Source organism: Methanolobus zinderi (assembly GCF_013388255.1).
GTDB lineage: Archaea > Halobacteriota > Methanosarcinia > Methanosarcinales > Methanosarcinaceae > Methanolobus > Methanolobus zinderi.
The window spans coordinates 304,150-330,684 of record NZ_CP058215.1 but is presented as its reverse complement, the minus strand read 5'-3'; the positions used below and the strand labels follow the sequence as shown (position 1 = coordinate 330,684).

The window sequence follows — 26,535 nt, the reverse complement described above, 5'->3', positions numbered from 1 at the left end:
CCTTTTTATTCTACCTTCATTGCATAGGTATCCTGTGTGGGATCAACCAGGTTGCATAGTTCGAAAATAAGTCTTATTCTCCCGCCAATGCCCTCAAGATCGCTTTTGTAAACTTTACCGCCATCCATACCGGATGCTAATTTTGCGTTTATGACCTTATACATAGGAAGTTCCCCATTATACCCCTTCTAGGTTCGTATAGAACATCACCTGCAAAGCTTAAATACATTTTTAATCAGCTTAAAAAGCATATAAAAACAGTATTAAAAAAGCCACAGGACACTTTATTTTTTTAGATTGAAGATCATACTCTGCCGACTTTGCCGCAATAATAATATCTTATTGTTCAGAACTAAGCTAATCATGCTATCCAGAGACGAACTAAAGGACAGGATCAACAGTGAACCGCCACTTGTTGAGAATACTATAGACACCGAAACACAATTGCAGCCCAACAGCTTTGAGCTAACGCTCAAGGGCATCGAAGCATTAAAAGGCACCGGAGCAGTGGATTTTGACAATACCCAGAGACATATACCTGAAAGCGAAAGTATAGAATTCAATGCTGAAGGCTGGGCTTTCCTGAAACCGGGAACATATAAAATCACTTTCAATGAGGTGGTAAATATTCCCCTGGACCTGGCTGCCATTGCGAGACCAAGATCAAGTCTTCTCAGATGCGGAGTTACTGTGGAATCGGCAGTGTGGGATTCCGGCTACAGAGGAAGAAGCGAATCAATGCTGGTTGTACATAATCCCAATGGATTCAGGGTCAGGCAAAATGCAAGACTATTGCAGCTGGTATTCTACAATCTCCTCCGGGAGGTCAGTGAAGGATACTGCGGCAGATACCAGAATGAAAACCTGTAACCATGATCTGGTCTACGTAAAAATTATGTAGAATCAAGCCTATGAGAGATGCATGAGCGAAATTGGCAAATCTGTCAGGATCGAAAGAATATTCGATCGTAATACCGGTAATGCGATAATAATCCCAATGGACCATGGAGTCGGAGCAGGTCCTATCAAAGGTTTAATAGATATGCCTTCAACCGTGAACAAGGTTGCAGAGGGGGGAGCAAACGCCGTTCTGGGACATATGGGACTTCCCAAGTACGGACACAGAGGGTACGGAAGGGACGTCGGACTTATTATCCACCTTTCAGCCTCCACATCACTGGGACCGGATCCCAACCACAAGGTGCTTGCGACAACGGTGGAAGAAGCAATCAAGGTCGGAGCCGACGCTGTTTCCGTACACATAAACGTTGGTGCGGATGACGAGGCAAAGATGCTCCATGATCTTGGGCACATCGCAAGCAAATGTGACGAATGGGGAATGCCACTTCTTGCAATGATGTATCCAAGAGGTCCTAAAGTAACATCCGAGCACGATGTGGAATATGTCAAGCACGCTGCCAGGATCGGAGCGGAACTTGGTGCTGACATTGTCAAAACCAATTATACGGGCGATATTGACTCATTCAAAGAAGTCGTTCAGGGATGTCCTGTCCCTGTGGTCATAGCAGGTGGCCCGAGAATGGAAACCGAGAATGATCTGCTTGAGATGATCCATGATTCCCTGCAGGCAGGAGGAAAAGGAGTCGCTATCGGAAGAAATGTCTTCCAGTCAGATGACCCCATAAAGCTTGTATCCCGCATATCCATGATAGTCCATAAAGGGCTTACACCGGATGAAGCTATGGAATCTTAAGATTCCAGTATTTCTTTTTAACATAATTATCATATAAAATAGAAGAACAGTGAGCTGGTTTCTTTTTTCCACTGGAAGTAAGGGGCTCTTCCCGTACAATTGCGGTTCTTAATACGTTTTTACAGAAAAAGATCAGAGATAAATTAATTGCTCTAGCAGAAAAGATGATGAAATGAAAAGAAAAGCAAGGTCAAGTGTTGAAATGACCAATTGAATCATATAAAGTGGTGGTACGATATGAAATATGATTGCTTAGCTGACCTTGCTCAAAGTGAAGAAGATATGATCACCTATATAGGGATTATGCACAGCATGTACCAAAGTTTGTACATGAAAATTGAAAACACATACATGCATTGTCTGAAATAAGTCGCGTTACTATTAAATCCGATGGAAATGTCGATGTTCTATCAATCTAATTACAGACACATTATGACGAGGACATCTTATGGATAAATACGAACAGGTTATAGAACTGGCCAAACGCCGGGGCTTTTTATGGAACTCATTCGAACTCTACGGAGGAACAGCAGGGTTTTACGACTACGGACCTCTGGGAAGCACACTAAAACGCAGGATAGAGCAGATCTGGAGAGAGCTATTCGTTATCCAAGAAGGTTTCATGGAGATCGAGACCCCTACGGTAGGGATCGAGAACGTGTTCGTGGCATCCGGACATGTTGGCGGCTTCTCAGACCCTTTGTGTGAATGTAAGGCATGTGGCGAGGCTTTCAGGGCAGACCACCTGATAGACAAACTGGTTCCTGTTGCCGATGCACTCAGCAACGAGGAACTTGACAGGATCATCAGTGAGAACCAGGTGAAATGTCCCGAATGTGAAGGTGACCTTGGTGATACATACGAGTTCAACCTAATGTTCAAGACACAGATAGGACCAGGATCCGGCAGGCAGGGATACATGCGTCCCGAGACCGCACAGGGAATGTTCGTGGACTTTTTGAGACTGGCACGTTTCTACCGTGAAAAGCTGCCATTCGGTGCCACCCAGATAGGAAAGTCTTACCGTAACGAGATCTCCCCGAGACAGGGTGTCATCAGGCTCAGGGAGTTCACACAGGCAGAAGCTGAGATCTTCATCGATCCAGAGAACAAGAGCCATCCGAACATAGGAAGGTTTGCCGACACGGTCCTGAACCTGTATTCGGATGCTGCACAGGAAAAAGGGGAAATCGAGAAGATGACAATAGCCGAGGCACTGGAGAAGGGCATCATAGCCCATGAGTTCCTCGCATACCAGATCGGACTTACAAACCTCTTCCTGCAGCGTGTGGGTGTTGCTCCTGAGATGCTCAGATTCAGGCAGCACAAGAAGGACGAGATGGCACACTACGCCATGGACTGCTGGGATGCCGAGGTCAGCACCAGCAGGTTCGGCTGGGTGGAAGTTGTCGGAATTGCCGACAGGACGGACTATGATCTCCGCGCACATGCATCTGTCAGCAAGACCGAGCTCTCTATTTACCGAGAATACTCCGAACCGAAGATGGTCACTCAGTTTGTGGTCAAGCCCAACATGGGAAAACTTGGCCCGCTCTTCAAGGGCAAGGCAAAGATGGTCGCAGAAGCCCTTAAGGAACTATCAAGGGAGGAACTGGAAAAAGGAGAGATCAAGGTCAAGATCGATTCCGAGGAGGTCACTGTTCCAGAAGATGCTGTCCAGTTTGCAGAAGAGACGGTAAAGGTCAGCGGAGAGAACATCGTACCTCATGTGGTGGAGCCATCCTTTGGTATAGACAGGATATTCTACACTGTCCTGGAGCATGCATTTGATGAGGAAGCGGTACCTGCAAAGGAAGATGAGGAGGAAGAATCCAGAATAGTCATGAGATTCAGGAACGAGACCGCACCTGTCCAGGTTGCAGTGCTTCCTCTCCTGACCAGAAAAGAGCTCATCGAGCCTGCAAGAAATATAGAGAGCAAGATAAGGGAACAGGGACTTCTTGTCTCATATGATGATTCAGGCACCATAGGGCGCCGCTACAGAAGAAACGATGAGATCGGTACACCGTACTCCATTACTATCGACTATGATACACTGGAAGACAATACAGTGACCATACGTGAGCGTGACAGCATGAAACAGGTGCGCACGTCCGTAGATGGTATAGAGGAAGTGCTGTATGAGCTCATGTATAAGAACAGGGACTTTGAGAGTGCAGGAGTTGCACTCTAATACTTTCACCCTGCTTGCCACATATTTAAAAGCTTAAAGATTGTATAGACCGACAAACTTTAGGCTTGAAAACATGCCGGAATATATCAGACATCCACTGATCAAAGCTGACACTGTGGAGCAGAGGCTTTACCAGCTTGACCTGGCCGGTAAGGCCCTTGCAGCATCCACTTTAGTAGTTCTTCCCACAGGACTCGGGAAGACCATAGTAGCTCTTCTTGTCATTGCATCACGCCTGGAAAAAGCAGGCGGGAAAGTGCTGGTACTTTCGCCCACAAAACCACTCGTTGAGCAACACGCATCTTTTTTCCGCAAGGTACTGAACATACCCGAAGAGGAAGTACTCACCTTTACGGGCAGCATCAGCCCCTCACAAAGGGAAGATTTATGGAAAAGCGGACGGGTGATCGTTTCCACCCCCCAGGTAATCGAGAACGATGTCCTCACAAAACGCATCGATCTCAAAGATGTAACCCATATAACTTTTGATGAGGCACATCGTGCTACCGGGAACTACGCCTATACATATATCGCGGAGAAATATTTTGATATCTCAAAGGACCCACTCTGTCTGGGAATTACGGCAAGTCCCGGCAGCTCCGATGAAAAAGTAGCGGAGGTCTGTGAAGTACTCCGAATTGAATCTGTTGCCGTCAAGACTGAAACGGACAGGGACGTGGCGCCTTATATTCAGAAGAAAGACATCGAATGGAAGCGTATCGATCTTCCGGCAGAGATGAAGGAGATAAAGAGCCTGCTGGAGAAGGTGCTCGAGGACAGGTACAAGAGACTCACGGATGCAGGCTATCCCATTTACAATAAAAGATATGTTTCCAAGAAGGACCTGCTTATGCTGCAGCAGAGACTGCAGGGGGAGCTCAGAGGTATGCCGGAACCATCGGTATATACTGCCATATCCATTCTTGCCGAGATTCTCAAGCTAAGCCATGCTGTGGAGGTCACCGAGACCCAGGGACTTGGTGCCTTACGCATGTATATGGAGAGGCTAGACAATGAAGCAGGTAGCAAAAAAGGAAGCAAGGCATCAAAACGTCTGGCAGAGGATCTTTACATCAGGCAGGTTGTCCACCGCCTCAAAGACTGCGACTGCGAGCATCCGAAAATGGAGCGCGTAAAGCAGATAGTCCTTGAACAGCTCAACAATAAACCGGAATCAAGGGTAATTGTGTTTGCAAACTACCGTGATACCGCAGAGATGATAACAAACGCCCTGTCAGAGGTAGAAGGGATAAGACCCATACGTTTTGTAGGACAGGCATCCAAGTATAAGGATAAGGGTCTCACGCAGAAACAGCAGGTAGAGATCATTGATATGTTCAAGGCAGGGGAATACAACACCCTTGTGGCAACATCAGTTGCAGAGGAAGGACTGGACATCCCGTCAACCGACCTTGTGCTTTTCTATGAACCGGTTCCCTCTGAGATACGCAGCATCCAGAGAAAGGGCAGGACCGGAAGAAAGCATGAAGGGCGTGTGGTGGTACTTGTAACAAAGGGAACGAGGGACGAGGGATACTACTGGAGTAGTCTTGCCAAAGAGAAAAAAATGCAGAGCAATATGCAGGCACTCCAGAAGACCATGCCTGCCCGGGAAAGCGGAGAGTACCAGAGAACCCTTGATGATATCAATGACAAAGACCAGGTAAAGCTGGCAGATTTTGATGGAGATAAAACTAAGGTCATAGTGGACCAGAGGGAAGTGAAAAGCTCGGTTGCCAGATCGCTAGATAAGGCGGGTGTGGATATTACACTTCAGACACTGGAAGTAGGGGATTATATCCTGAGCGACCGGGTAGCTGTGGAAAGGAAGAGCACTGAGGACTTTACAGGCTCACTTGTCGAACATAAGCTCTTCGAACAGATAGCAAACCTGAGCAGGACATACGAAAAGCCGGTACTTATACTTGAGGGAGATAATCTGTTCACAAGCAGGAGGATAGACCCTTCCGCAATACACGGTGCACTGTCCTCCATAGCCCTTGATTTCGGAGTGGCTGTCCTGTATACAAGGGATGCGGAAGATACTGCCAGCCTGATAAAGCAGATAGCAAAAAGAGAGCAGACAGAAGAAAAAAGAGAGGTCAGCCTGCACGGTAAAAAAGCTGCTCCCATGTTGCCGGAACAACAGGAGTATATCATTTCATCAATTTCCGATATAGGCCCCGGTGCTGCAAAAAGTCTCCTGAAGCATTTCGGAAGCGTGGAGAATGTAATCAGGGCAGACTACGATGAACTCCTGAAAGTGAAGAACATCGGACCAAAGACTGCAAATAAAATTAGAGAGATCGTAAGCAGGGAGTACACGGGATAACAGGATTGTTATCCGCATACTTTTAACACCCTTCTTGCTTCAAAGAGTCTTTTTCATTTTGTCAATTATTGAGAGACATCTCTCGATCATATCCATCTGATCCGAGACTTTTCTTACATCATCCTCCGAATTCATGGAATTTGCAAGTGAAATCATCTTTTGCATTAGCAGAGACTCAAGTTCTGTTGCCGAAGGCGAAACTGATTTGCCGGCAGAATATTCGTCGGACTCTTTTTCTGTTATCTTTGGTTCTGTTCTCTGTGGTTGAACATTCGTTTTCACAGTATCTTCCATCGTAGCCTGAACCCTGATTCCATCCATCTCGGATCCTGCAGAAGAAACTTCTGCGGTTACAGGGGCGGCCTCATTAACAGGAATGGCTTCATTTTCCATCTTTTGCTGCATCTTTGCGCGCGGGTCGGCTACGCTATCACAGACAGGGCACATGATCTTACCCTGGTACCTGAACATCGGCGCTCCGCAAACATCACAATGCTGCGCAAGCATAGTGCCACCAATCTCCAGCATTCTGGAAATCTTTTTTACCATATCATCATTCGTATTTGTCATTGAGTTCCCTCCTGGGTACGCAAAATATATACCAATGAAAGTCTTTTTATAGAACGTAACTATTTAGGGATAACTGAGGTAACCCTTATTTTCGTTCTAAAATTATCAAGGTGATCATATGTCAGATTATGCGCAAGTCATTGAAGAATGCAGGCAGAAATTGGAGTACATAGCAAACGACAATTCTGTTCCAAGGAACATCAGACGTTCTGCAAACGAAGTTCTGGAAACATTAAGCAAAGAAGACGAACCACTGTTCCTGAGAACTTCATCCAGCATATCAGTGCTTGAAGATATAAGCAATGATCCGAACATTCCCGTTCACACCAGGACACTCATATGGGATGTAGCCAGCCAGCTTGAGACCATACCTGTTGATGAATAAGATAAATACTTCATACTTTTGAAACTGATATTTTTATGACATGCAGTCGTTTTAAGACTGCAAGAATCTTTTTTTCCCGAAAAGGGAGCAGGCTGCAAATGGTATTCTGCAGCTGTAATAACGTAAGGGGAAACATGATCATCGATATTTCAGACAGGATTCGGGCTAAACTAGAGGAAAAGGATGCTGCACGTGAGCAAAGCCTGACAACATCCCGTGAGGTTGTGCGCAACTGCAGAAAAGCAATGTCAAGCATCCATAAGGGAAAGTTTGACAGGGCAGCCTCACTCCTTGAAGAATCCAGCCACTCGCTTAAAAGACTGAATTCCCTGCTTCAGGGACACCCTGATGTATACAATTCAGGTTTTGTGGAACATGCCCAGCAGGAATTTGTGGAATGTTCCATTGTCTTGAAATTACTCAAAACGGGTCCCCGGACAGAAACAATTCCCGGACCAGAAGAACTTGAAGTAGAATATACTGCCTACCTTAGTGGTCTTGGAGATGTGAATGGAGAGCTCAGAAGACATATACTTGACCTTATAAGAAAGGAGCAAGCTTCCGAAGCTGAGGAATTTCTTGACATTATGGAAGATATTTACTCGGCACTTATGATGTTCGATTTCCCTGATGCCATGACGCGTGGCCTAAGACACAAGACCGATACCACACGTGCGATACTCGAACGTACACGCGGGGATGTGTCAACAGCCATCAGACAGCTTAAGCTGGAAAATGCCATGAGGGAGTTCGAGAGAAAAATAGATTAGTTTTCCGTATCATAGTTAGTTTACTTTAAGAGGACTGTTTATGAGATTCGATCCTGAGGAAATTAAGAAAAAAGCCAGTGAAGATTTTGACAGTACATGGAATGCGGGAAAAGAGTTCGTTAAAAAAACAGGACTGAACGAACAGTACCCTCACCTTTCCCTCAACTACGGAAAGCCACATCCCATATACGAGACGATCTCAAGGCTGCGCCAGGCCTATTTGCGCATGGGCTTTGAAGAGATGATGAATCCCCTCATAGTAGATGAGAGGGAAGTCCACAAGCAGTTCGGGCATGAGGCCCTTGCAGTCCTTGACAGGTGTTATTACCTTGCCGGCCTGCCGCGTCCTAATGTCGGTATCTCCGATGAGTGCATAAGTGATATAAAATGTATTCTCGGGGACGTCAGTGACGAGGATATCGAGGTCATCAGGAAGATACTGCACTCCTACAAGAAAGGGGATGTGGAAGGAGACGACCTTATCCCGGAAATCTCCTCTGCGATCAATGTATCCGACGCACTTGTGGTTGAAATGATCGACCAGGTATTCCCTGAATTCAAGGAACTGGTACCACAATCCACAAAAAGGACACTCAGAAGCCATATGACCTCGGGATGGTTCATCAGCCTCTCATCACTTCAGGAGCGTTCAAGACCTCCGTTCAACCTTTTCTCCATTGATCGCTGTTTCAGGAGAGAACAGGAAGAGGATGCTGCACGTCTGATGACATATTACTCCGCATCCTGTGTGATCATGGATGAGGATGTGACAGTGGATCATGGAAAGGCTGTGGCCCAGAGTTTATTATCACAGTTTGGTTTCGAGAAGTTCATGTTCAGGCCGGATGAGAAACGCAGCAAGTACTACGTGCCTGATACACAAATCGAGGTATTCGCATATCACCCGCAACTTGTGGGTTCCAAGACAAAGTACTCCGACGGCTGGGTGGAAATCGCGACCTTTGGAATATATTCACCCACAGCCCTTGCACAGTATGGCATATCCTGTCCCGTTATGAATCTCGGACTTGGAGTCGAGAGGCTTGCTATGATACTGTACAATGCAACTGATATCCGTTCACTGATATATCCACAGATCGCACAATATACCGAGTGGAATATGTCGGATGATGAGCTTGCAAAGATGATCTATGTGGAAGACGTGCCCGACACCGCAGCAGGTATGGACATAGCTGAAGCCATCGTTGCCACGTGTGAGGAGAACGGCTCCACACCAAGTCCCTGTGAGTTCACAGCCTGGGAAGGTAAGGTCGGGGAGAAAACAGTTAAGGTCAGTGTTATCGAACCCGAAGAGAACACCAAACTCTGCGGACCTGCAGTATTCAACGAAGTCGTTGTGTTCGAGAATGACATCCTTGGCGTACCCGATAACAAGAAATGGAAAAAGGCTATGGAGAACCACTCCGCCAGAACAGGTGTGCGTTTCCTTGATTCCTTTGCATCAAAGGCTGCCAGGGACATAGAGGAAGCTGTTGCAAACGGCGAGAGTGAGGTTGAGACAAGGGTGCGTATTGTCAAGGTCCCGTCCGAGATCAACATATGCCTGGAACCTCTTGCAAACCGTTACATCACCGGCAAGAAGAAGAAGATCGATATCCGTGGACCGGTCTTTACAACAGTGAGGGCAACGATTGAATAAGGACAGACTGCGTGAGTGGTTCGATCCGCAAAAACGAAGTCTGAAAGAACTAAGGGAAATACAACACGAAGCTGTCAAAAAGATAAAACTGGAAGACGGCTTTGATAAGATCGAGACTGTTGCAGGTATGGACTGTTCGTACCTTGACAACAGGATCATCTGTGCAATGATAGTTCTCGACTACGAAAGCATGGAAGTTATCGAAAAAAGACATGTTGTAAGGGAAGTCGGACTTCCCTACATACCCACATACCTGAACTTCAGGGAAGGTTGTGGTATTGTCTCTGCTTTTTTAAAGGCATCCAGACTTCCGGACATTACAATATTTGATTCCTGTGGCATCAACCACCCCATCAGAGCCGGCATGGCGGCTTATTTCGGTGCAGTTATGGATGTCCCGACTATCGGAGTTTCCAAAAAGATACTCTGCGGTCATGCTGAAATGCCCACGGTTCCGGGAGAGCATCATAAGCTTATGGAAGACGGGGAGCAGATCGGCTGGGTGCTGAAATCCAATAAGAGAAGCAATCCGATAATCATAGCTCCCGGGAACAAGGCATCCATGGACAGTAGTCTTGAAGTGGTACAACATTGCCTTAAAGGATACAAGCTTCCGGAGCCCACCAGGCTTGCACACAACCATGCGGGAGAGATCAGAGAGGAACTTAAACGAAAAACGGAGAATCCTGAATGAAAAAAACGCTTGAAATACCAAATATAGTGTCACTTATGGATGAGGGCGGACCGGTCTGCATTACCTTTGAAAATGAAAAGGGAGACTCTTCCGATCAACTGTACTGCGAGCTTGTACATAAGGCCAGATACGGAGAATCATTTCATATGAAAGACCAGCGATGCAGTGCAGGGGATTATGTACTTGGGAGAACGTCTAAAAGCCCTGCAGACTACTATTTGAGATCAGGAAGATACAGGGATCAGGAAACCGCAGGAAAGGCTGTGGAATCGCTTCCCAGTATCAGGAAGAACTACAGATCGATACGAATCGAGCCTTTGTCTTCAAGTGAAAGTATCCCTGATGTGCTTGTACTATACCTCAGACCTGAAAAAGCGATGCGAATCATACAGGCATATGCATACCATTTCGGGAGAGCACCTGATATCAGTAGCATCGGTGCAGCATCCATATGCGGGGATTGTACTACACGACCTCTGACCGAGGGACTTGGCTTATCCTTTGGCTGCAAAGGATCCAGAAAACACAGCCATTACAGAGATACGGAGATCCCACTTGGCATAAGTGGCAAAATAATAGAAAAAATAGAAGAGGGGCTTGAGAAAAGCCCTGAGACATTTGATTGATAGATCTACTTTACTGTGCATTGTACAGAGGAATTTCCTCGGCATCGACCTTTGAGACCGCGCCGATCTTATTGCTCAGCACCTTGCGTATACGTGCTATGCACCTGGGATCCAGTTGCAGCCTCAGAGTTGTCATCTCACGTTCCTCATAGTACATATCGCCGCTTTGCATGACCCTCTGGGTAACCACCTGATGTTTGAGCAACCTTGCCACTATACCGGTCGTACCGCCTGTGAGATCATCAGCACTGGTACGTGTGAGGAAGAGGAATTCACCCACCTTAAGATCCATTGCCGCAAAGAAATTATGCGGGCTTCGGATCTCAATGGTAAGCAATCGGTTCTGTTTGAGCTCTGCAATTACACGTTCAGATAAACCGGTTAATGCAACGTATTCCATTGTTATCACCCATACATCGGGAATTCCTTTCTCGGACCTGGTGGCTGCTGTTCGCTTGTCCTGATATCCTCGGCAAGCCTTTGCATCTCTATCTCGATCTTCTCAGCCTGCTCTATCAGACTTTCGGTATCTACATCAAGATCATAGAGAACATTTAACACATCTATCACGACTGCCGCGGCCCTTGGGTCAGGATTCTGGCTCCTGGTCGAACCAAGCAGACTTATGGCAGATATGTGACGCACAAGACATTCGGACATGATACTTCCGGATATACCGGATATTGTTCCCATCTTGAACAGTTCCACCTTATCCTTGATCTTCTCAAGCATCTCATCATTTGTCGCCGCACCGAAAACCTGGTGATCCTCACTCATGGTAGCGATTCCCGCAAGGGAAACTATCTCCTTGACGTTGATGGATTGAGCCCAGTCAAGGAAGGCCCTGCTGATATCATATGCCACTACCGGATTTACAGGAATGTCGGAAACCACCATAATGATGTTGTTCTCAACACTTTCATAGATCCTTACAGGCATATTGATAAGCCCTTCATAGAGAACGGCTATCGGAGGGAAATGTCGTGAGTCCATAGAACCTATGTACTCCATCTCCAGCTCGTCTATTATCTGCTGACTTGCGATATTACCAACCAGCCCAATCCCCGGAAAGCCTTCTATAATAACAGGGTTCTCAGACTTTATTTCACTTGTGATTATCTTTACATCGTTATCGTCATAATTTGTTTCTGACACAAAATCACCTTTCAAAAGTAACTAAGTCAACTCCCTGATACAGATATACATCTGCCACATAGATAAGAGCATCGTTTGTACTTACAAATAACTTATATCAGATAAACAAAGCAATCATATGTTCATAATTTAAGGTGATAAGATGGAGAAATCAATAACATATTTTGATGATGTAGGACCCGAGAACACAGAAGAGCTTCTAAAACTATCTGCAGAAAGAGCTGCTGAGCTTGGTATCAAATATGTGGTACTGGCCAGCACAAGCGGAGAGACAGCCTTAAAGGCTGCTGAAGCCTTCAGGGACCAGGATGTGAAGATCATTGCCATCACACACCAGTACGGCCTGAAAGAGAGCGGCAAGTGGGAAGTTGATGAGGAGAAACTTAAGAAGCTCAACGAGCTTGGAGTTGTAATGACAACCCAGTCACATATGTTCTCTGGTGTGGAGCGTGCCATATCAAAGCGCATTGGTGGTGCCAGTCGCATAGATGTGATCTCTGACACCCTGCGCGCCGTGTTTGGCAAAGGTTTCAAGGTTGCCATCGAAAGTGCTATAATGGCAGCGGACTCAGGACACATTCCGGTATCAAAGGACACAGAGATAATTGCAATAGGCGGAACACGCTGGGGAGCTGACGTTTCTGTGGTACTGAGACCCGCACACTCATTCGATTTCTTCGGCATTCAGGTCAGGGAGATCATTGCAATGCCAAGGGCAAAGGAAGAACCTAAATAAACAGATCATTTTCAATAATAGCGTTTTCAGTAGAGCTATGCATTGTTTGATGCAGGCTCACTGGAATCCTTTTAAACTATTTTCCTAGCTTCTGATGGGCTACTTAGAAGAAAAAGGATCATCCTCATCAGAGTTTTCTTGCTCAGATCGTGATTTGTTATTCACGGAATTCGTTCTTGATCGGGCCTCTCTGCCCATGAGAACAGCCATTTTAAGAGCATAGGCAGTCAATAGAACAAATACGGTAAAAACTACAACTGCAATTATCAGGACTGTTAATGCATCCATAAAAAAGTAAAGAAAAGTACCTGGTGGTACTTTACTGTGGCTTCTCGTAGAGGGTTGTCTTTGTCAGCAGCTTGCCCTTCTTGGAGTGTGGCTGCCTGAAGACACTGTCGTTTGCCTTCTCGATTTCCCTTGCCTCGATTGCCATCTGTGCTGCTGCGCGCATCATCTCGTGACCTGCTGCAGTTGTGAGTGCGACCTGCTCGATCTCCTTCATCATGAAGCATGCAGGGAAGTTGATCTTTGCGACCATGTCGGCCATGTGGAGTGCTGCAAGACCCTTTGCCTTTGCGTATGGGTTGTTGAATCCTGCTCTCTCGATGCACTTCTCTGGCTTTGCGAGGATGTGTGGAAGTTCAAGTTCCTTACCTTCGTCTGCCATTGCTGCGACCTTGTCGAGTTCTTCCTGAATGAGCCTTACAACACCGCAGGTTGAAAGGACCTTCATTGCATCTGAGTTGAATGATGCCATCTCTACTGGGTCGAGGAATTCTGTCTTTGCACCGATAAGCGGGTCAACGGTCATGATAATGTAACCGAATCCTGCTTCCTCAAGGGCTGCACGGTCGTCCTTCTTGGTAGGACCGTCTGAGATCACGATGCATGGAACGTCCTTGTAGAGTTCGCGTGCTGCGGTCGGGCCTGGTGCGCTTGAGTTCGGACTGATCATAACGTAGAAGTCAGCATCGAATTTTTTAAGCTCCTCTGTTGCAGCTGCCTCATCCTTGCCCATTTTTGGACCGGTTCCGAAAACACGAACAGTGATTCCTTCTCTTGCTGCGATTTCGTCCTGTACCAGATCAATAACCTGGCTCATACCAAGGTTACCTAATTTAATGAATCCAATCTTTGCCATGTAAAATCACAGTAGTGCAATGTTCGGAGTAGCATATATTACTTTTGGAATAATACAGGTCCCTGTATTCAGGATTAGCGGATACAGGACAAAGCAGGAAATTTTTCAATTAATTTGCCTGAGCTTTATCGAGCCTGACCCAGAAGGTGCTGCCCTCTTCAGGAAAATTACTATCCACACCGACACTGCCGTTGTGAAGAGTTACGATCTTATGAACAATTGCAAGACCAAGGCCTGTACCCTTGATACTTCCCTTTTTAGCTTTATCCAGCCTTGAAAAACGTGTAAAGATAAGTTCACGGTCCTCCTCGGGAATGCCACTTCCCTGGTCCTTTACACATGCCTTCCATTGATCATCTGAATCGGAAATGGAAATTCCCACATGGCTTCCCTCGGGGCTGTACTTGATCGCATTGGATACAAGATTTGCAAAGACCTGTTTTATCGTAGGGTGTACCAATACAGGATAGCTGCCTTCTGTTTCCAGAGATATGGTCATTTCTCTTTTTTCGAATTCCGGTATGAACTCATCTACAATATTAGTGAGGATCACTCCGAGATCATGCTCTGAAAAATCCAGTCCGGTCACTGAATCCAGTTTGGCGAATTCTGCTGCCTGTTCAATAATATTGATCAGGTTAATATTACTTTTTTCAATATTGGAAAGCAAGGACCTCTTCTTTTCATCGTCCTCCAGTTCAAGCAAAATGCCGACAAAGCCGTTGATCAGAGATGCAGGGTTTAACAGATCATGGCGTAGGATATCTGCAAACAGTTCTTTTAACTGGTTTGAGTGCTGCAGTTCCTCTGCATATACCATAAGTTCCTGCTTGCTCTTTTCCAGGTCCTCGATCCATTGCCTGAAGGCAAGTCCATATGCCATCATCACTTCTACCAGAGGTGTTGAAAGAAAACCTACTGACTCTATCATTCTTTTGGGAGCAAGTTCGGCGGTCAATCTTGAAACTGCGGTTTCATGCAACTCGATGATATCTTCCGGAGGAATGTTGAATTTTACCAGTTCATAACCCAGATCTTCAGATCTCATAAGATATATTTCTTCATGGGTCTCGACATAACCCTTTAAAATCTCATAATACCTGTCATTGAATTCCGTTTTTGTAATATCCATCACCCTGTCATATACACAAGTATAGTCGCATCATCTGTCATACGACCATGATCTCCGAGTATTGCTCTGGCCAGTTCCTGTTCATCCTGAAGCAGATACCTATCATATCCCGAAATTTTGAGACTTTCAGGTATACCATCTGTCCACATGAGAAGGAGATTATCAGGGGATAACTGTGTTCTTTCGATATGCAAATGCCTGAAACCGCCTCCCACGATACCCCAGCTTGAAGAAAAGTGAGATCCGTTTTCCCCGTAGATCATAGCACGAGTGTTCCCGATACCTCCGTACTCAAGGTTATACTCATTCAGGTCCACACGGACAATACCCATGGCAACACCTCTTGTTTGTTTTATAGCCCTGTCACATCCCGAGAAGAGAGTATCCAGAGATTCGCCGAGATGGGAGGACACATAACCCAGAGCCGCTTTTGCAGCTTCTTCTGCATGTTTTCCATGACCCAGTCCGTCGATCATACATAGGGTCAGAATATTATCTTCAAGCCACCAGTCACACTGGTCCCCACAATGTACGTCTCCATTGAACGAACGTGATTCCATTGCTATTCGCAAAAATACCACAACCTGCTTCTAATACATGTTTTGAAATCGTCTGTTACCAGAATTTCCAGTTCATCCATCAACCTTTCAACAGCAGGAAGACCAGATCCAAGGCCCGGTCCCGTTGAATAGCCATCCTGCAAAGCCATATTCACATCCTTTATCCCCGGACCCGAGTCGTCTGAAATGATCTCAATCCCGATGCATCCCTTTTTCCTGATCCCCCTGATACTTATGGTACCACCTGCTGTAGTGTGATACACAAGATTTGAGGCAAGTTCGGATGCTGAAATTGCCGCCCTGAATATGTACAGTTCAGGAAAACCAAGTATCCTTGTGATTGCCCGCACTTTGGTCTGAACATTTGCCACGTGAGCGATCCTTGTTACCTCCACTCTTGCCTCAAGATTTTCTCCGGCAGACCCGGAAGCAGGGATATCAGACATTGGGACGACTCATTTCCAGATTTATCTTTGTCAATCCGGGTTGCGACTCTATCTGAAAATCATTAACAAGCCTCTTTGCACCGGGAAGGCCTGCACCCAATCCGCCACCAGTTGTATAGCCATCTTCCATAGCCTTGTCCACATCAACAATGCCCGGCCCGTAATCCTCGATCTCTACTTTAATGTGTATCTCTGAAGAAGAAGCTCCCGTAACAATATGACATACACCTTCTCCCGCATATTTGATCACATTTCTTGTCAGCTCGGAGATCGCTGTGGCCATACGTGTCTGATCAGCAGAACCAAAGCCTATGTCAGCCATTTCTTTCCTTGCAGTCTGCCTGGCTATGAGGATGTCATCTTCATTCCGAAGATCAATACTAGTCTCACTTATCTCAATCAACCCCTTCGTTGATCATTTTTATCAGTTTGTCAAAACCTTTGTCAAGATTCAGTGCGGTATCCACACCGATCAGCTCACGCCCCATTTCAACCAGTGTCAGCGCAACCATTGGTTGCATGCCACAGAGGACGACCCTTGCACCCATAAGGCGTGCCATTCTTGCGGTCTCATTGATGACGCGGGCCATGAAAGAGTCCATGATATCCATTGCCGTGATGTCTATGATAAGGCCTTTAGCACCGCTTTTCTCCAGAGTTGACATGACATCGGACTGGTATTTCAGTGCGTCATCATCGTTCATATCACTCTGTATCGAGGTGAGAAGAATATTTTTCAATTTCAGTATTGGAATTTCCACATAATCACCTCTGCTTACACAAGTTTTCTTCCCACAAGCGTGAAGGCTTTTGATACACCATCTTTTAACGAGCCACAGGTGATAATATCGCTCAGGTCAACCCCGAGGGTTACAAGAGTCTGGGCAACATTGGGACTGAAACCGGTTATGATTATTTCAGCTCCAAGCATCTTGCCCGCACTGACAGTCTTGAGAATATGCTGTGCAACGCTTGTGTCGATCATCGGAACACCGGTCACATCGAGTATCGCCACGGTGGCTTCGTTCTCAACTATGGATGACAGGAGATTCTCAATGATCTGCTGGGCACGCATGGTGTCGATCACCCCTACAAGAGGAAGTATGACAATACCGTCCCAGAGTTTGATAACCGGAGTGGAAAGCTCCATGATAGTCCGGCTGTGTTCCTGAACTTCTTTCTCGATCTCCACCCTCTCGGAAATATCAATGACGTACTCGACTCCGCCCACAATATTACCGTCCTTGTCTTTCAGAGGTGCCGCAGTGTATTCGATCGGGAAGGTCTTACCACCGGTTGTGATCTCATTTCTCCATACATACTTCCTGTCATTATTCATTGCCTGCTTGATGCGACAGTTATCGGTTCTGCAATGGGCTGACTTCACCAGGTCATAACACTTCTTACCCTCGACATTTTCAAAATCGTCCCCCATCCATTCGCACCCGGTGTCGTTTAAGAACAGTATATTAAAATCAAGATCAACGGCCATTACCATACATGGAAGCTGATCGAGTACATCCTTTGCAATATCCACATTTTTCAGATTATCGGAACTTAGTTTTTCGTTAACCATCTAAAGCCTCCTAGTTAGAAACGTCATTGAACAGCACAATTCAAGATAATAATATTTCACAATATATAATAATTACAGATATAAAAACAAATCATAGACAATCTTTTTTAATAGGCGCTTAAAAAAAGGGCTTAGTTTGAAAGTATCTGTCCGAAAACCTTAAAAGCAATGTGACTTATTTCACATCAATCTCGGCACTTAAATACTGTTTCATGACGGGATTTAAAATCTAGGTTTGATCAAGTGAGTAATACTGACAATTCTGAAGCGAGGATCAAGTTAGTAGTTTTTGATATGGACAGCACTCTTATAGATGCTGAGACCATTGACGAACTTGCGGAAGCTGCAGGAGTAGGAGATAAGGTAGCCGCCATAACCGAGCAGGCTATGCATGGAAAACTCGACTATTCTGAGGCTCTTACCGAAAGAGTGCGTCTGCTTGAAGGTCTGACTATTGAAAAGGCACACGAAGCACTGGACAGGATGCCTTTTATGCCTGGCGCTAAGGAACTGATCAAATACTTAAAATCCCGTGGATACAGGACAGCCATGATATCCGGAGGTTTCACACTTGCGGCAGACCGTGTGGGTGAAGCACTTGGCATGGACCATGTGGTATCCAATGAACTTCTGATAAACAACGACCATATTACAGGGGAGGTCACGGGACCTCTGACAGGAGAAGGTTCTAAGGAACTCGTCCTGGAAGAGATATCCGGTGAATACGGAATAGAACCTGAAGAGTGTATCGTAATTGGTGACGGGGCAAATGATATCTGCATCTTCAAGAGAGCAAGATATGCCATAGCCTTTAATTCGAAACCTATATTACATGAGCACGCAGACGTTGTAATTACAGAAAAGAATCTTGAAGCAGTCATACCAGTGATCCAGTCACTGGACCCGTAAAGCCAGAATCGTGCATTAGGAATGCATGAAATGCCAGCTCTTTTGCTGGATCGGGAGGATAAAAAGGAAATGTTGAAAGAATTGAACGAAAAGAAGACTGAACTTAAAAAGCAGTCTGAAGAATACAAGACTAAGAGAAACGAACTCAACGCAGAAGCAAGCTCTCTGGCTGCAAAGCGTAACGAACTTAATAAGAAGACCAAAGACCTTATCAACGAAGCACAGGATTACAAGAAGCTCCGTGACGAGAACAACGATAAGGTACAGGAATACAAGACACTCCGTGATGAGGTCAACTCAAAGGCAAACGAGATCTTTGCACAGATAGACCAGATCCGCAATGTGAACAATCTTGGTGGCCCTTCTATCAAGGACATACGCAAAGAGATCGACAGACTGGAATTCACACAGCAGACCGAAGTTCTTACGACAAACAAGGAAAGAGAACTTGTCAACAAGATCACTGAACTTCAGAAACTCTATGTTGCAAAGAAAGAACAGCTTGAAAGCAATCAGGAACTCAAGGACCTTTTGAACGAAGCCCAGAAGGTAAGGGATGAGGCTTCAGAACATCACAAAGTACTTTCCGAGTATGCCCAGCAGGCACAGGAATATCACGATAAGATGATCACAACTTTCAAGGAAGCGGACAAAGTCCGTGCCGATTCCGACGCTGCCCACAAGGAATTTGTAAAATTCCAGGAAAGCGCCGACGAGCAGCACAAGCTTTTCATTTCAGCTCAGAAGGAGATCCGTGACATCGATAAGGAGATCCGCAAGATCAAGAAAGGCGATGTCGATGGCAGGAAAGAGGCTGCAAAAGCTGATGCTCGCAAGGATGCCGAGGACATTTTCGACAAGTTCAAGTCCGGTGGCAAACTTACAACAGAGAACCTTATGGCTCTCCAGAGATCAGGTTTCCTTAAATAATCAAAATAGATCGGGTGATTTATTCACCCTTTTTTCAACTGTTTTTTATTAATTACTATTTTACCGACTTTGTAGAAATACTTCGGATTTCAATTTTGAAGTCAGGATTTTTGATTACTGGATTTTTTCTGTTGTTCTTTCTGTCAGCTTGCATAGTCAGAAATTATGTATAACTTACATTATCCGGAGGATTCCGGCGAGGCCGACACAGCCCGAAAAGATGAAAGAAATCGCTGACAGCCTTTTAGAATATTTTTCCGCAGGACTTATGTAGAGGTCTCTTTGTAGAAACACTGCTTAGTAAAAATCTATCAACTGCAAAGTCAAGGTCGGCAGTTTATTATTGAAATCCTGCGATAGTCACTGGTACGGCAACGAGGGAATGTGCCGCCTGCGGCGGATGGTAGTGTTGTTCTTTAATATTCACAGCAAGGATCACTTTTCAAGTCCGAGATGGACCTTTCTGAACTCGCTGTCACGCATAAGACACGGACCTGAGTTGAAAACAGGATCCTTGTATATCTTCTTCCAGATGGATTCCAGAGTTTCACCATGGATGTTGCCATAGGGTTTTGGCATGCATGCACAGGGAAGGACATCTCCTTCGGGAGTCACATGGAGCCATTTGCGGCCTGCAAAGCATCCCATTTTCCTGATGATCTGGGGTATCGGGAACACACGCGGTCCCTCGGCACAGGATGTACGTTCCACGAAATCATCGAACTTTTTCAGGTCTTCAGCAAACAGGACTTCCTTTTCGTGACCCTGCCACCTGCCGGTGGGAACTATCTCGTAAAAGGACAGCTCATGTACGCCCAGGTCTTTTGCAAGTTCATAGAAATCATCCAGCTCATTGATATTGCGCGGAGAGAGGACAACGTAAATGCCAACCAGCAGTCCGGCATCAAGACCGTTCTTTATTGCGGCTGTGGCCTCATTGAACACGCCCGGCCTGCCGCGCATGAAATCATGACCCGCTTCGTTCGCACTGTCAAGGCTGATGCTGAGCATGGAAAGACCCGACGCTTTCAGGCTTGATGCACGCTCGGGCGTCAGACCCACACCTGATGTGAAAAGGCCGGGAATCGCCTTTGATTGGTCCACATAACTAATAAGATTCTCAAGACCATCATAGAGCAAGGGTTCACCGCCATCGAAGATAATTAGGGTCGTGCCCATATCCTGTGTCTGGTCTATGATGCTCTTTACAATATCGGGACTGAGCTTTGCCTTGTTCTTTGTGTCCGGGAGTGCGCAGTGAATGCACCTGTTGGGACACTCCTCGGTGATTGATATCGTGATCTGCTCCGGGATGTACTTGCCCCGCATTGCACTCATCTGGCTTGATACGAGCCTGTCAAAGGCCTTGCTTGGTATGGGAGGCATCCATGTAGAGTAGATCAGTTGGTCATTCTCGACTTTTGAAGGCTTTGTGCCTTCGAATATTTCCATCATATCGGAGACAAATGAGCCCATGACAGAAGATGCAATGCCTGATGTCTTCATTTTTACCAGGCCGTTCTCGATCTGGGCATATACTTTGAAAAACGGATTTTTGTAAAAGTAATATTTGTTCTTCATCTCACTTGTTCCTGAAGATAGCCCTGTAAGAGAGTATTGAAGAGGGATTATTTTTCAGTATCATCTTCGATATCTGCACTGCCTGGCTAAAAGGACTTCCGCCAAGCACCTTCAGGTCCTCGCCTTCAAAGACCTTCATCATCTCATTGATCTCATTATCGGACATCTTTCTTAGAGTCTCGAGGGCAAATCTTCCGAGATAGTACTCGGTCCTGTATTCATCATTCCAGCGTTTCCTGTATTCTGAGAGGAATCCCTTTGAGGTATCGCCTTTTGCGATTGCATCGGCTGCAACATCACCGCACATCTGTCCTGCATGCATGCCGTATCCGATACCTGACTGGGCAGCAGAACCACCCACGATCATGACACCATCGTCAACGATATCACCGGGAATTGCAGCTATGGGGTCGCCACCTGTGGACTTGCTGATGATCTTCACTTCATCAAGTCCCTTGAGTCTCTTGAACCTTTCAAGCCAGTCATCAAAGAAATCGGAAACATCCATGCCGTGCCTGCGGACGTACATCCCGAGGGTAGCCCTGTTGCCACCACACGGGGAATAGGTGGATTTCCAGCCGGGTGCGTGATTGCCCACATAGTATTCGAAATAATCAGGCTCACCGATGCTGTCTGCCTCGATCTCGGCTTCCAGGGACCAGGCGATATCGTCCGGGTACTTTATGGGCTTCATGCCGAGAAGGCCGCCAATCCTTGAGTTGATGCCGTCAGAGACTATCACCAGCTTGCATCTCATCTTACCCTTGGAGGTGCTTAGCAGAAAGCCGCCTTCGGACCTGAGAACGTTGAGGACCTCGATTCCGAAGCGAACGTCTGCGCCTGCATCTTCTGCCTGCTTGATGTAGAATTCATCGAATTTTCTGCGGTCGAGGAAATAGGCTTCTCCTTCGAAGAGAACGTTCCTGCCACCGGGCGCTATTATGTAGGCGCCCTTGAGGTTCTTGATGACATAGCTCTGGTCGACCTCCTCGCCTGTACGGTCGAACATTCCCTTGAAGAAGGTGTTCGCAGGGTGGGTTGGTACACCTGCAGCTTCCTTCCTGTCGAGGAGCATGACCTTGCAGCCTTTGCTCGAAGCATTCCTTGCTGCCATGACTCCCGCAGGGGAAGCCCCTATTACAATGATATCCGCGTCCATGTTGAGTCTCTTTGACTGGTTTCCTCTTTTAATTTAACCATTATCGCTATCGTTTACCAGAGTATGCCGGAATATGCCGGGACAAGTACCAGGAGTATTACGTCAAGTATGAGTGAACCGAACATGATACCTCTGTATCTTGAACCCTGGAGGAAGAGTTTTCCTCCGCGCTCAGGTAGCGGGTTCTTTATGAAATCAAATGATTGTGTGAGCATCCAGCCACCTGCGAGCAGTGCACCTGCAAAATATATGGGACCCAGCTCTGCTGTTAGTCCGATTGCAATGGAGGCGATGACTCCTACAACCCACATCAGGGTTACGAACTTCGAGGTTGCCTCAATTCCGAATGTTACCGGGAATGTTGGAGCACCGCGTGCACGGTCCCCTTCAACGTCCCTGGCAACGCCCGAGAGTGTGAATCCCCAGTCGGTGAAACACATCATCAGACCCAGGAAGACCGCAGGCAGAGGAAGTATGTCACCATAGTGAGGAACTACGCCGAAAAGTCCGGGTATGTTGAGCACTCCGGCAGAGTCGAATGCAAGCCAGATACCTATGGGAACAAGACCGTATGCAATACCCACGGGCACAAAGCTCAGGAATGTGGCTCTTTTGGCTATGGCCGAATAGATGCTGATCGTTCCGACAGCTATCAGGAGCACCACAAAGGACTCAGGGTTGAGTATAAGCGCAGCCGCACCGGCAACCACGAACAGGAAGAGCGCGTACTTGAGCGCCTGATCCCGCGTGAGCCGATTGGATACCAGCGGGCGGTTGGGAAGGTTGATCTTATCGATATCCATATCGCAGCAGTCGTTGTACACATAGGAACTCGTGATCGCTGCGTAACCGCCGATCACCGCGATTATGAAAGGTATCAACGGAGGGAAGCCTCCAGTGGCAAGATAGGCCGCCAGCAAAGCACTGGCAGCAGGAAGGGCAAGATCCATGTCGGCAATCTCCGGCCTGAGAAGCTCGACATAAGGATTCCTAGTTTTTGATTCAGAAGTGGAAACCACGTTATCACCAGTAAGTTCTAGCCTCCTAATTTTCAGTATCGTATATTTACTTTTGGAGAGAGGCGGGAAATTTTGGCGAGAGTTTGTGTACTTGTCATGCACTCATCTCTCCTGCATGTATGAGGATTGGTTATTTTTTATAATAAGTAAGTGGACGAATTGACAATGGCTCAAATCTTACCCTTCGCAAGTAAGTGTGGGGATATATACAACTAAAAAAAAAAAACAGAACTTCTAATAAAAAATTACTTTAATTTGATTAAAGCTAAATTAAAAAAAGGAATATAATTCTTTAGTAGTCTGGCCAATGTGACCTAATATACTCGTGAGCTTGTGACATTGTTTTTTCTACTGTCCTTCCTGCTTCTCTAACAAAAAATCTCTCTTTGAAATAACGAGGAATATCCGACTTTTTAATAATGATACCACAAACATCATGCTCATCAATTTTGCTGAACTCGATCTCAATAAATTTAATTACATTTTTGTCGATACAATTTGAAATAACATCACCTAACTTCAACTGAAATCCATCAGTATTTTTCTTATCTCGACCATAGGTTTGATACTCATCCTCAATTCCGATAATCTTTTTATCGTTAGTAATTCCAAGTAATAAAATTCCACCCTCGGCATTAAGAAAACCACATATTCCCTGCATAACTTTATCGATTTGTTTGGAGTCAGTCTTTTGTGTAAATGGGTTGTATTCTAAAAAAGATTTAAATTCAATTCTTTTCCCTTCACCTTTTTCAATTGCTTCTTTTATAGGAGATTCAATACGTTTCCATATTGCACCAGATGCATCAAATATAGGAACATGTTTTTCCTTAGTAAAAGGTTTCAAAGCATTTCGTGCACCACAATATACGCATTCTAAGCTCAGTACAACACGACCACAAGAATCTATCCAAAGACCACTAACAAACATTGGACCTTTGCCATCATCACGTTCGCTTTTTTTGCATTTTGGATGTGCAAATGCAAAATAATCAGTGCCACTAAACAAAAACTCTGGATTTTGGCTTTGCCATGTGCCGTGGTGTACGGGATAACCGGGCTTTAAAAGCCCTTTAATATCAAATTCATTATCTCTACGGTTAATACAAAAAGGACATACTAGACTTTTATCATATCCTAATGTGACATTGATTGGAGAATTACTAATTTTGTTTCCACAATCAGGACACTCTAAATATTCAACATCCATTTTGCATAGACCCAAATACATTATATAATCACAATCTGAAAAAGGAAAGTTGTATTTTGTTTCTTTAGGAAAAGGCCATTCGCCAAACGGATCAGCAGAAGTATTCGCTGTGGCTTTTAGATAATCTTCAAAATCGATTTCATTCAAAGACATAAATTCTTCTGAATAGTCATCAGTATCATAAGAATATTTTTCAAACACTACATCAATTTCTTCTTTTTTGAATTGACCATGGTCTACTAATTCCTGAGTTACAGTATGCCTACTAAAATCTGGATAATTGTAATTATCCTTCAAATCGTAAAGAGATTTAACAATAAATTCCAATATTTCTCCTCTACTTTGTTCAAAAGTGTCTGCAAACTCAGTTATAAAAAAATGTTCTTTTTGCTTAATCTTGTTTTTAATGTAATGTATACACTCATCACAGTCAACCAATATCTCGTTTTTGATTTTGTATGACATATTTGATTCCTGACTTATTTCAATTTTAATATTCTCTCCATATTTCTAATCTTTCTTGTACATGTGTATCCAGACTAAATGGTTTTTGTGCTTCAGCATTTTTCTTCGTGTAGTGTACCTTTAGAGAATACTATCTCCTTCCATTTTGTATAGCTGATGGCAAGAATCTTCTTTCTTAATCCTCCCCATCTCCCTCAACCCTCAAATTCCCCAACCTTCCCAGCTTCTCAACCAGCCTTTCCCCGAGCTCTCCTGTACAACAAAAGTAAACTCCACTTCAGGATTCAATTCCACGAGAGAGGATTAAAAGAAAATCATAGAAAACGGGGGATAACAACTTTTTTATATAGTCCATACAAGCATACATGATACAATATTACCTTAAAGGAAGAGAACTGCGTCAGACATGAATGAAATGGACATCTATACTTTTGGAAAGATTCTATCGGAGATCAAAATAGAAGACATTGAGCAATCCGAGCATTTCATTGAAAGAGATCGGGTTCGTCTACGCATGGGTCTTGAGAACATATATGTGTTCATAAACGGAAATACCCCGGTTGGAATTTTAAAGCAGTCTGCGGGAAAGTTTAAAGTCATGTACGAGTATAGTAAAGAATACGACCTTAGTATCATCTTTAGCCTGAGGCAGAAGAACCCAGTAAAACTTGTGTTGGTAACGTGTCTAAAAGAGTTTTCCAGAAATCGGATGAGATAAAATGAGTCTGAAAACCATATGTATAAAAGGCGATGCTACAGACTATGATATGGAAAACGATAGTTTCTTTGCATATTCCAGTAAAATGAAGTACAAGGCATCAATTGATTTAGATGGGATCATTCTGGATATCGCTGAAGATGATTCAATCATGGGTGTTGAAATTCTCGATATTTCCAGCAGACTCGGCGTCTCCAGGTACGACGTGAGAAACTACAAGTCACTGGACATGGTTGTTGATATTTCCGAAAATGTCATCGAGGTAGAGATTACATTCAGCATTTTAAAAAGAAATGCGCCAACACCACATGTAGTGGAAGCGTCTGCACTTAATTCCATGCATTTGCCTGTGGGGTCCGGGTCTCTGGCTGTAGTTGCATAGTCGCCGGTCTCAATTCAACATAAACAAAAATAAACCACACTTAAGAATTCAGTTCTACGAACCTGAAAGCATTAAGATATGCCTCTTCATGGAACCAGACATCAGAATAAAAAAATATCAATAACTTCTCATTTTGACTTATGCTTCAGCATCTCACGTTTTGCCATCATGTTGGAGCCGAACGTGTATACAAGGATGACAAAACCCAGCCAGATGAAATGCTCTCCGATTTCAGGCCTATCCAGATATTTCAGGGTCAGGCCTATACCGAAGACCAGCAGGTTCACCATGGTTATCTTTTTATTCCTTTTCACGGTTTCATCATAAAGTTGCTTATGTACCAGGTACTCTTTTTTCTCAGTTTTCACGTTTTCACAACCGTTGAAGGTAGGTATGGAACCGGTACTCAAAATCCTTTTGGCAACTTATGGAGTAACTGGCATCCCTGAAGGGTATTTTAATTATCTTTGT

The 26,535-nt window shown here is 45.1% G+C and carries 31 protein-coding genes; 14 read left to right on the top strand and 17 right to left on the bottom strand.

Annotation, left to right across the window (positions count from 1 at the left end; all coding sequences use genetic code 11):
* Nucleotides 1-5 precede the first annotated feature (5 nt).
* Nucleotides 6-164, bottom strand: coding sequence for a hypothetical protein (locus tag HWN40_RS01590; protein WP_176964114.1), 159 nt, complete (start codon nucleotides 162-164; stop codon nucleotides 6-8).
* Between the two features lie 199 nt (nucleotides 165-363).
* On the opposite strand from HWN40_RS01590, the gene HWN40_RS01585 reads away from it, so the two are divergent.
* The 4 genes from HWN40_RS01585 (at nucleotide 364) to HWN40_RS01570 (ending at nucleotide 6,240) form a co-directional block, all read left to right on the top strand.
* Nucleotides 364-870: a deoxyuridine 5'-triphosphate nucleotidohydrolase gene (locus tag HWN40_RS01585; RefSeq protein ID WP_176964113.1), complete on the top strand. Its 507-nt coding sequence runs from the start codon at nucleotides 364-366 to the stop codon at nucleotides 868-870.
* Nucleotides 871-922: 52 nt separating this feature from the next.
* Nucleotides 923-1,714 carry a 2-amino-3,7-dideoxy-D-threo-hept-6-ulosonate synthase gene (locus tag HWN40_RS01580; RefSeq protein ID WP_176964112.1) on the top strand — a complete coding sequence of 264 codons (792 nt, stop codon included), beginning with the start codon at nucleotides 923-925 and terminating at the stop codon, nucleotides 1,712-1,714.
* A 448-nt stretch (nucleotides 1,715-2,162) separates the two neighbouring features.
* Nucleotides 2,163-3,908: a glycine--tRNA ligase gene (gene glyS / locus HWN40_RS01575; RefSeq protein WP_176964111.1), complete on the top strand. Its 1,746-nt coding sequence runs from the start codon at nucleotides 2,163-2,165 to the stop codon at nucleotides 3,906-3,908.
* A 73-nt stretch (nucleotides 3,909-3,981) separates the two neighbouring features.
* On the top strand, nucleotides 3,982-6,240 hold the full coding sequence (locus HWN40_RS01570) for a DEAD/DEAH box helicase (protein ID WP_176964110.1): 2,259 nt from the start codon (nucleotides 3,982-3,984) through the stop codon (nucleotides 6,238-6,240).
* A 39-nt stretch (nucleotides 6,241-6,279) separates the two neighbouring features.
* Here HWN40_RS01570 and HWN40_RS01565 read toward each other — a convergent pair whose 3' ends face one another.
* Nucleotides 6,280-6,810: an Sjogren's syndrome/scleroderma autoantigen 1 family protein gene (locus HWN40_RS01565; protein ID WP_218165479.1), complete on the bottom strand. Its 531-nt coding sequence runs from the start codon at nucleotides 6,808-6,810 to the stop codon at nucleotides 6,280-6,282.
* Between the two features lie 118 nt (nucleotides 6,811-6,928).
* Between HWN40_RS01565 and HWN40_RS01560 the strand changes: the two genes are divergently transcribed.
* The 5 genes from HWN40_RS01560 (at nucleotide 6,929) to HWN40_RS01540 (ending at nucleotide 10,945) form a co-directional block, all read left to right on the top strand.
* A complete protein-coding gene (locus HWN40_RS01560; RefSeq protein WP_176964109.1) occupies nucleotides 6,929-7,195 on the top strand; it encodes a stationary phase-response protein in 267 nt (88 codons plus the stop codon).
* 134 nt (nucleotides 7,196-7,329) lie between these two features.
* Entirely contained in the window at nucleotides 7,330-7,965 is a 636-nt protein-coding gene (locus HWN40_RS01555) for a translin family protein (RefSeq protein ID WP_176964108.1), read from the top strand.
* A gap of 40 nt (nucleotides 7,966-8,005) precedes the next feature.
* The gene (sepS, locus tag HWN40_RS01550) at nucleotides 8,006-9,625 is read left to right on the top strand and encodes an O-phosphoserine--tRNA ligase (RefSeq protein ID WP_176964107.1); all 1,620 of its coding nucleotides are present in this window, start codon (nucleotides 8,006-8,008) and stop codon (nucleotides 9,623-9,625) included.
* Entirely contained in the window at nucleotides 9,618-10,319 is a 702-nt protein-coding gene (locus HWN40_RS01545; protein WP_176964106.1) for an endonuclease V, read from the top strand. Before sepS ends, HWN40_RS01545 begins: the two co-directional genes overlap by 8 nt.
* Nucleotides 10,316-10,945 carry a DUF169 domain-containing protein gene (locus HWN40_RS01540; protein WP_246275948.1) on the top strand — a complete coding sequence of 210 codons (630 nt, stop codon included), beginning with the start codon at nucleotides 10,316-10,318 and terminating at the stop codon, nucleotides 10,943-10,945. The genes HWN40_RS01545 and HWN40_RS01540 overlap by 4 nt, the downstream gene beginning before the upstream one ends.
* Nucleotides 10,946-10,955: 10 nt before the next feature.
* On the opposite strand, the gene HWN40_RS01535 is transcribed toward HWN40_RS01540, so the two are convergent.
* Together HWN40_RS01535 and HWN40_RS01530 are read right to left on the bottom strand one after the other, a co-directional pair.
* Nucleotides 10,956-11,345 carry a DUF473 domain-containing protein gene (locus HWN40_RS01535; RefSeq protein ID WP_176964105.1) on the bottom strand — a complete coding sequence of 130 codons (390 nt, stop codon included), beginning with the start codon at nucleotides 11,343-11,345 and terminating at the stop codon, nucleotides 10,956-10,958.
* Between the two features lie 5 nt (nucleotides 11,346-11,350).
* Nucleotides 11,351-12,100: a proteasome assembly chaperone family protein gene (locus HWN40_RS01530; protein WP_176964104.1), complete on the bottom strand. Its 750-nt coding sequence runs from the start codon at nucleotides 12,098-12,100 to the stop codon at nucleotides 11,351-11,353.
* A gap of 142 nt (nucleotides 12,101-12,242) precedes the next feature.
* Between HWN40_RS01530 and HWN40_RS01525 the strand changes: the two genes are divergently transcribed.
* On the top strand, nucleotides 12,243-12,836 hold the full coding sequence (locus HWN40_RS01525; protein WP_176964103.1) for a pyruvate kinase alpha/beta domain-containing protein: 594 nt from the start codon (nucleotides 12,243-12,245) through the stop codon (nucleotides 12,834-12,836).
* A 99-nt stretch (nucleotides 12,837-12,935) separates the two neighbouring features.
* Here HWN40_RS01525 and HWN40_RS13465 read toward each other — a convergent pair whose 3' ends face one another.
* The 8 genes from HWN40_RS13465 to HWN40_RS01490 all read right to left on the bottom strand — a co-directional run bounded on the left by HWN40_RS13465 (nucleotide 12,936) and on the right by HWN40_RS01490 (nucleotide 17,691).
* On the bottom strand, nucleotides 12,936-13,124 hold the full coding sequence (locus HWN40_RS13465; RefSeq protein ID WP_218165478.1) for a hypothetical protein: 189 nt from the start codon (nucleotides 13,122-13,124) through the stop codon (nucleotides 12,936-12,938).
* A 31-nt stretch (nucleotides 13,125-13,155) separates the two neighbouring features.
* Nucleotides 13,156-13,977: a F420-dependent methylenetetrahydromethanopterin dehydrogenase gene (locus HWN40_RS01520; RefSeq protein ID WP_176964102.1), complete on the bottom strand. Its 822-nt coding sequence runs from the start codon at nucleotides 13,975-13,977 to the stop codon at nucleotides 13,156-13,158.
* A 109-nt stretch (nucleotides 13,978-14,086) separates the two neighbouring features.
* Nucleotides 14,087-15,109, bottom strand: a complete 1,023-nt coding sequence (locus HWN40_RS01515) for an ATP-binding protein (RefSeq protein WP_176964101.1) — start codon at nucleotides 15,107-15,109, stop codon at nucleotides 14,087-14,089.
* Nucleotides 15,109-15,681 carry a SpoIIE family protein phosphatase gene (locus tag HWN40_RS01510; protein WP_176964100.1) on the bottom strand — a complete coding sequence of 191 codons (573 nt, stop codon included), beginning with the start codon at nucleotides 15,679-15,681 and terminating at the stop codon, nucleotides 15,109-15,111. Before HWN40_RS01510 ends, HWN40_RS01515 begins: the two co-directional genes overlap by 1 nt.
* Nucleotides 15,672-16,115: an ATP-binding protein gene (locus HWN40_RS01505; RefSeq protein WP_176964099.1), complete on the bottom strand. Its 444-nt coding sequence runs from the start codon at nucleotides 16,113-16,115 to the stop codon at nucleotides 15,672-15,674. The genes HWN40_RS01510 and HWN40_RS01505 overlap by 10 nt, the downstream gene beginning before the upstream one ends.
* The gene (locus tag HWN40_RS01500; RefSeq protein ID WP_218165477.1) at nucleotides 16,108-16,518 is read right to left on the bottom strand and encodes an ATP-binding protein; all 411 of its coding nucleotides are present in this window, start codon (nucleotides 16,516-16,518) and stop codon (nucleotides 16,108-16,110) included. Before HWN40_RS01500 ends, HWN40_RS01505 begins: the two co-directional genes overlap by 8 nt.
* Nucleotides 16,511-16,876 carry an STAS domain-containing protein gene (locus tag HWN40_RS01495; RefSeq protein WP_176964098.1) on the bottom strand — a complete coding sequence of 122 codons (366 nt, stop codon included), beginning with the start codon at nucleotides 16,874-16,876 and terminating at the stop codon, nucleotides 16,511-16,513. Before HWN40_RS01495 ends, HWN40_RS01500 begins: the two co-directional genes overlap by 8 nt.
* Before the next feature lie 14 nt (nucleotides 16,877-16,890).
* Nucleotides 16,891-17,691, bottom strand: coding sequence for a PAS domain-containing protein (locus HWN40_RS01490; protein ID WP_176964097.1), 801 nt, complete (start codon nucleotides 17,689-17,691; stop codon nucleotides 16,891-16,893).
* A 243-nt stretch (nucleotides 17,692-17,934) separates the two neighbouring features.
* On the opposite strand from HWN40_RS01490, the gene serB reads away from it, so the two are divergent.
* Together serB and HWN40_RS01480 are read left to right on the top strand one after the other, a co-directional pair.
* Nucleotides 17,935-18,600: a phosphoserine phosphatase SerB gene (gene serB / locus HWN40_RS01485; protein ID WP_176964096.1), complete on the top strand. Its 666-nt coding sequence runs from the start codon at nucleotides 17,935-17,937 to the stop codon at nucleotides 18,598-18,600.
* A gap of 69 nt (nucleotides 18,601-18,669) precedes the next feature.
* Entirely contained in the window at nucleotides 18,670-19,530 is an 861-nt protein-coding gene (locus tag HWN40_RS01480) for a coiled-coil protein (RefSeq protein ID WP_176966226.1), read from the top strand.
* 435 nt (nucleotides 19,531-19,965) lie between these two features.
* On the opposite strand, the gene HWN40_RS01475 is transcribed toward HWN40_RS01480, so the two are convergent.
* From HWN40_RS01475 to HWN40_RS01460, 4 genes are all read right to left on the bottom strand, one after another.
* Nucleotides 19,966-21,111: a radical SAM/SPASM domain-containing protein gene (locus HWN40_RS01475; protein ID WP_176964095.1), complete on the bottom strand. Its 1,146-nt coding sequence runs from the start codon at nucleotides 21,109-21,111 to the stop codon at nucleotides 19,966-19,968.
* Between the two features lies 1 nt (nucleotide 21,112).
* A complete protein-coding gene (locus HWN40_RS01470; RefSeq protein WP_176964094.1) occupies nucleotides 21,113-22,270 on the bottom strand; it encodes an NAD(P)/FAD-dependent oxidoreductase in 1,158 nt (385 codons plus the stop codon).
* 53 nt (nucleotides 22,271-22,323) lie between these two features.
* Nucleotides 22,324-23,289, bottom strand: coding sequence for a UbiA prenyltransferase family protein (locus HWN40_RS01465; protein ID WP_176964093.1), 966 nt, complete (start codon nucleotides 23,287-23,289; stop codon nucleotides 22,324-22,326).
* A 292-nt stretch (nucleotides 23,290-23,581) separates the two neighbouring features.
* Nucleotides 23,582-24,964: an AlbA family DNA-binding domain-containing protein gene (locus tag HWN40_RS01460; RefSeq protein ID WP_176964092.1), complete on the bottom strand. Its 1,383-nt coding sequence runs from the start codon at nucleotides 24,962-24,964 to the stop codon at nucleotides 23,582-23,584.
* A gap of 406 nt (nucleotides 24,965-25,370) precedes the next feature.
* Between HWN40_RS01460 and HWN40_RS01455 the strand changes: the two genes are divergently transcribed.
* Entirely contained in the window at nucleotides 25,371-25,682 is a 312-nt protein-coding gene (locus HWN40_RS01455) for a hypothetical protein (protein WP_176964091.1), read from the top strand.
* A gap of 1 nt (nucleotide 25,683) precedes the next feature.
* On the top strand, nucleotides 25,684-26,064 hold the full coding sequence (locus HWN40_RS01450; protein WP_176964090.1) for a DUF2283 domain-containing protein: 381 nt from the start codon (nucleotides 25,684-25,686) through the stop codon (nucleotides 26,062-26,064).
* Nucleotides 26,065-26,192: 128 nt separating this feature from the next.
* Here the strand turns inward: HWN40_RS01450 and HWN40_RS01445 are convergent, their stop codons facing one another.
* Nucleotides 26,193-26,432 carry a hypothetical protein gene (locus HWN40_RS01445; RefSeq protein ID WP_176964089.1) on the bottom strand — a complete coding sequence of 80 codons (240 nt, stop codon included), beginning with the start codon at nucleotides 26,430-26,432 and terminating at the stop codon, nucleotides 26,193-26,195.
* Nucleotides 26,433-26,535: the final 103 nt, after the last annotated feature.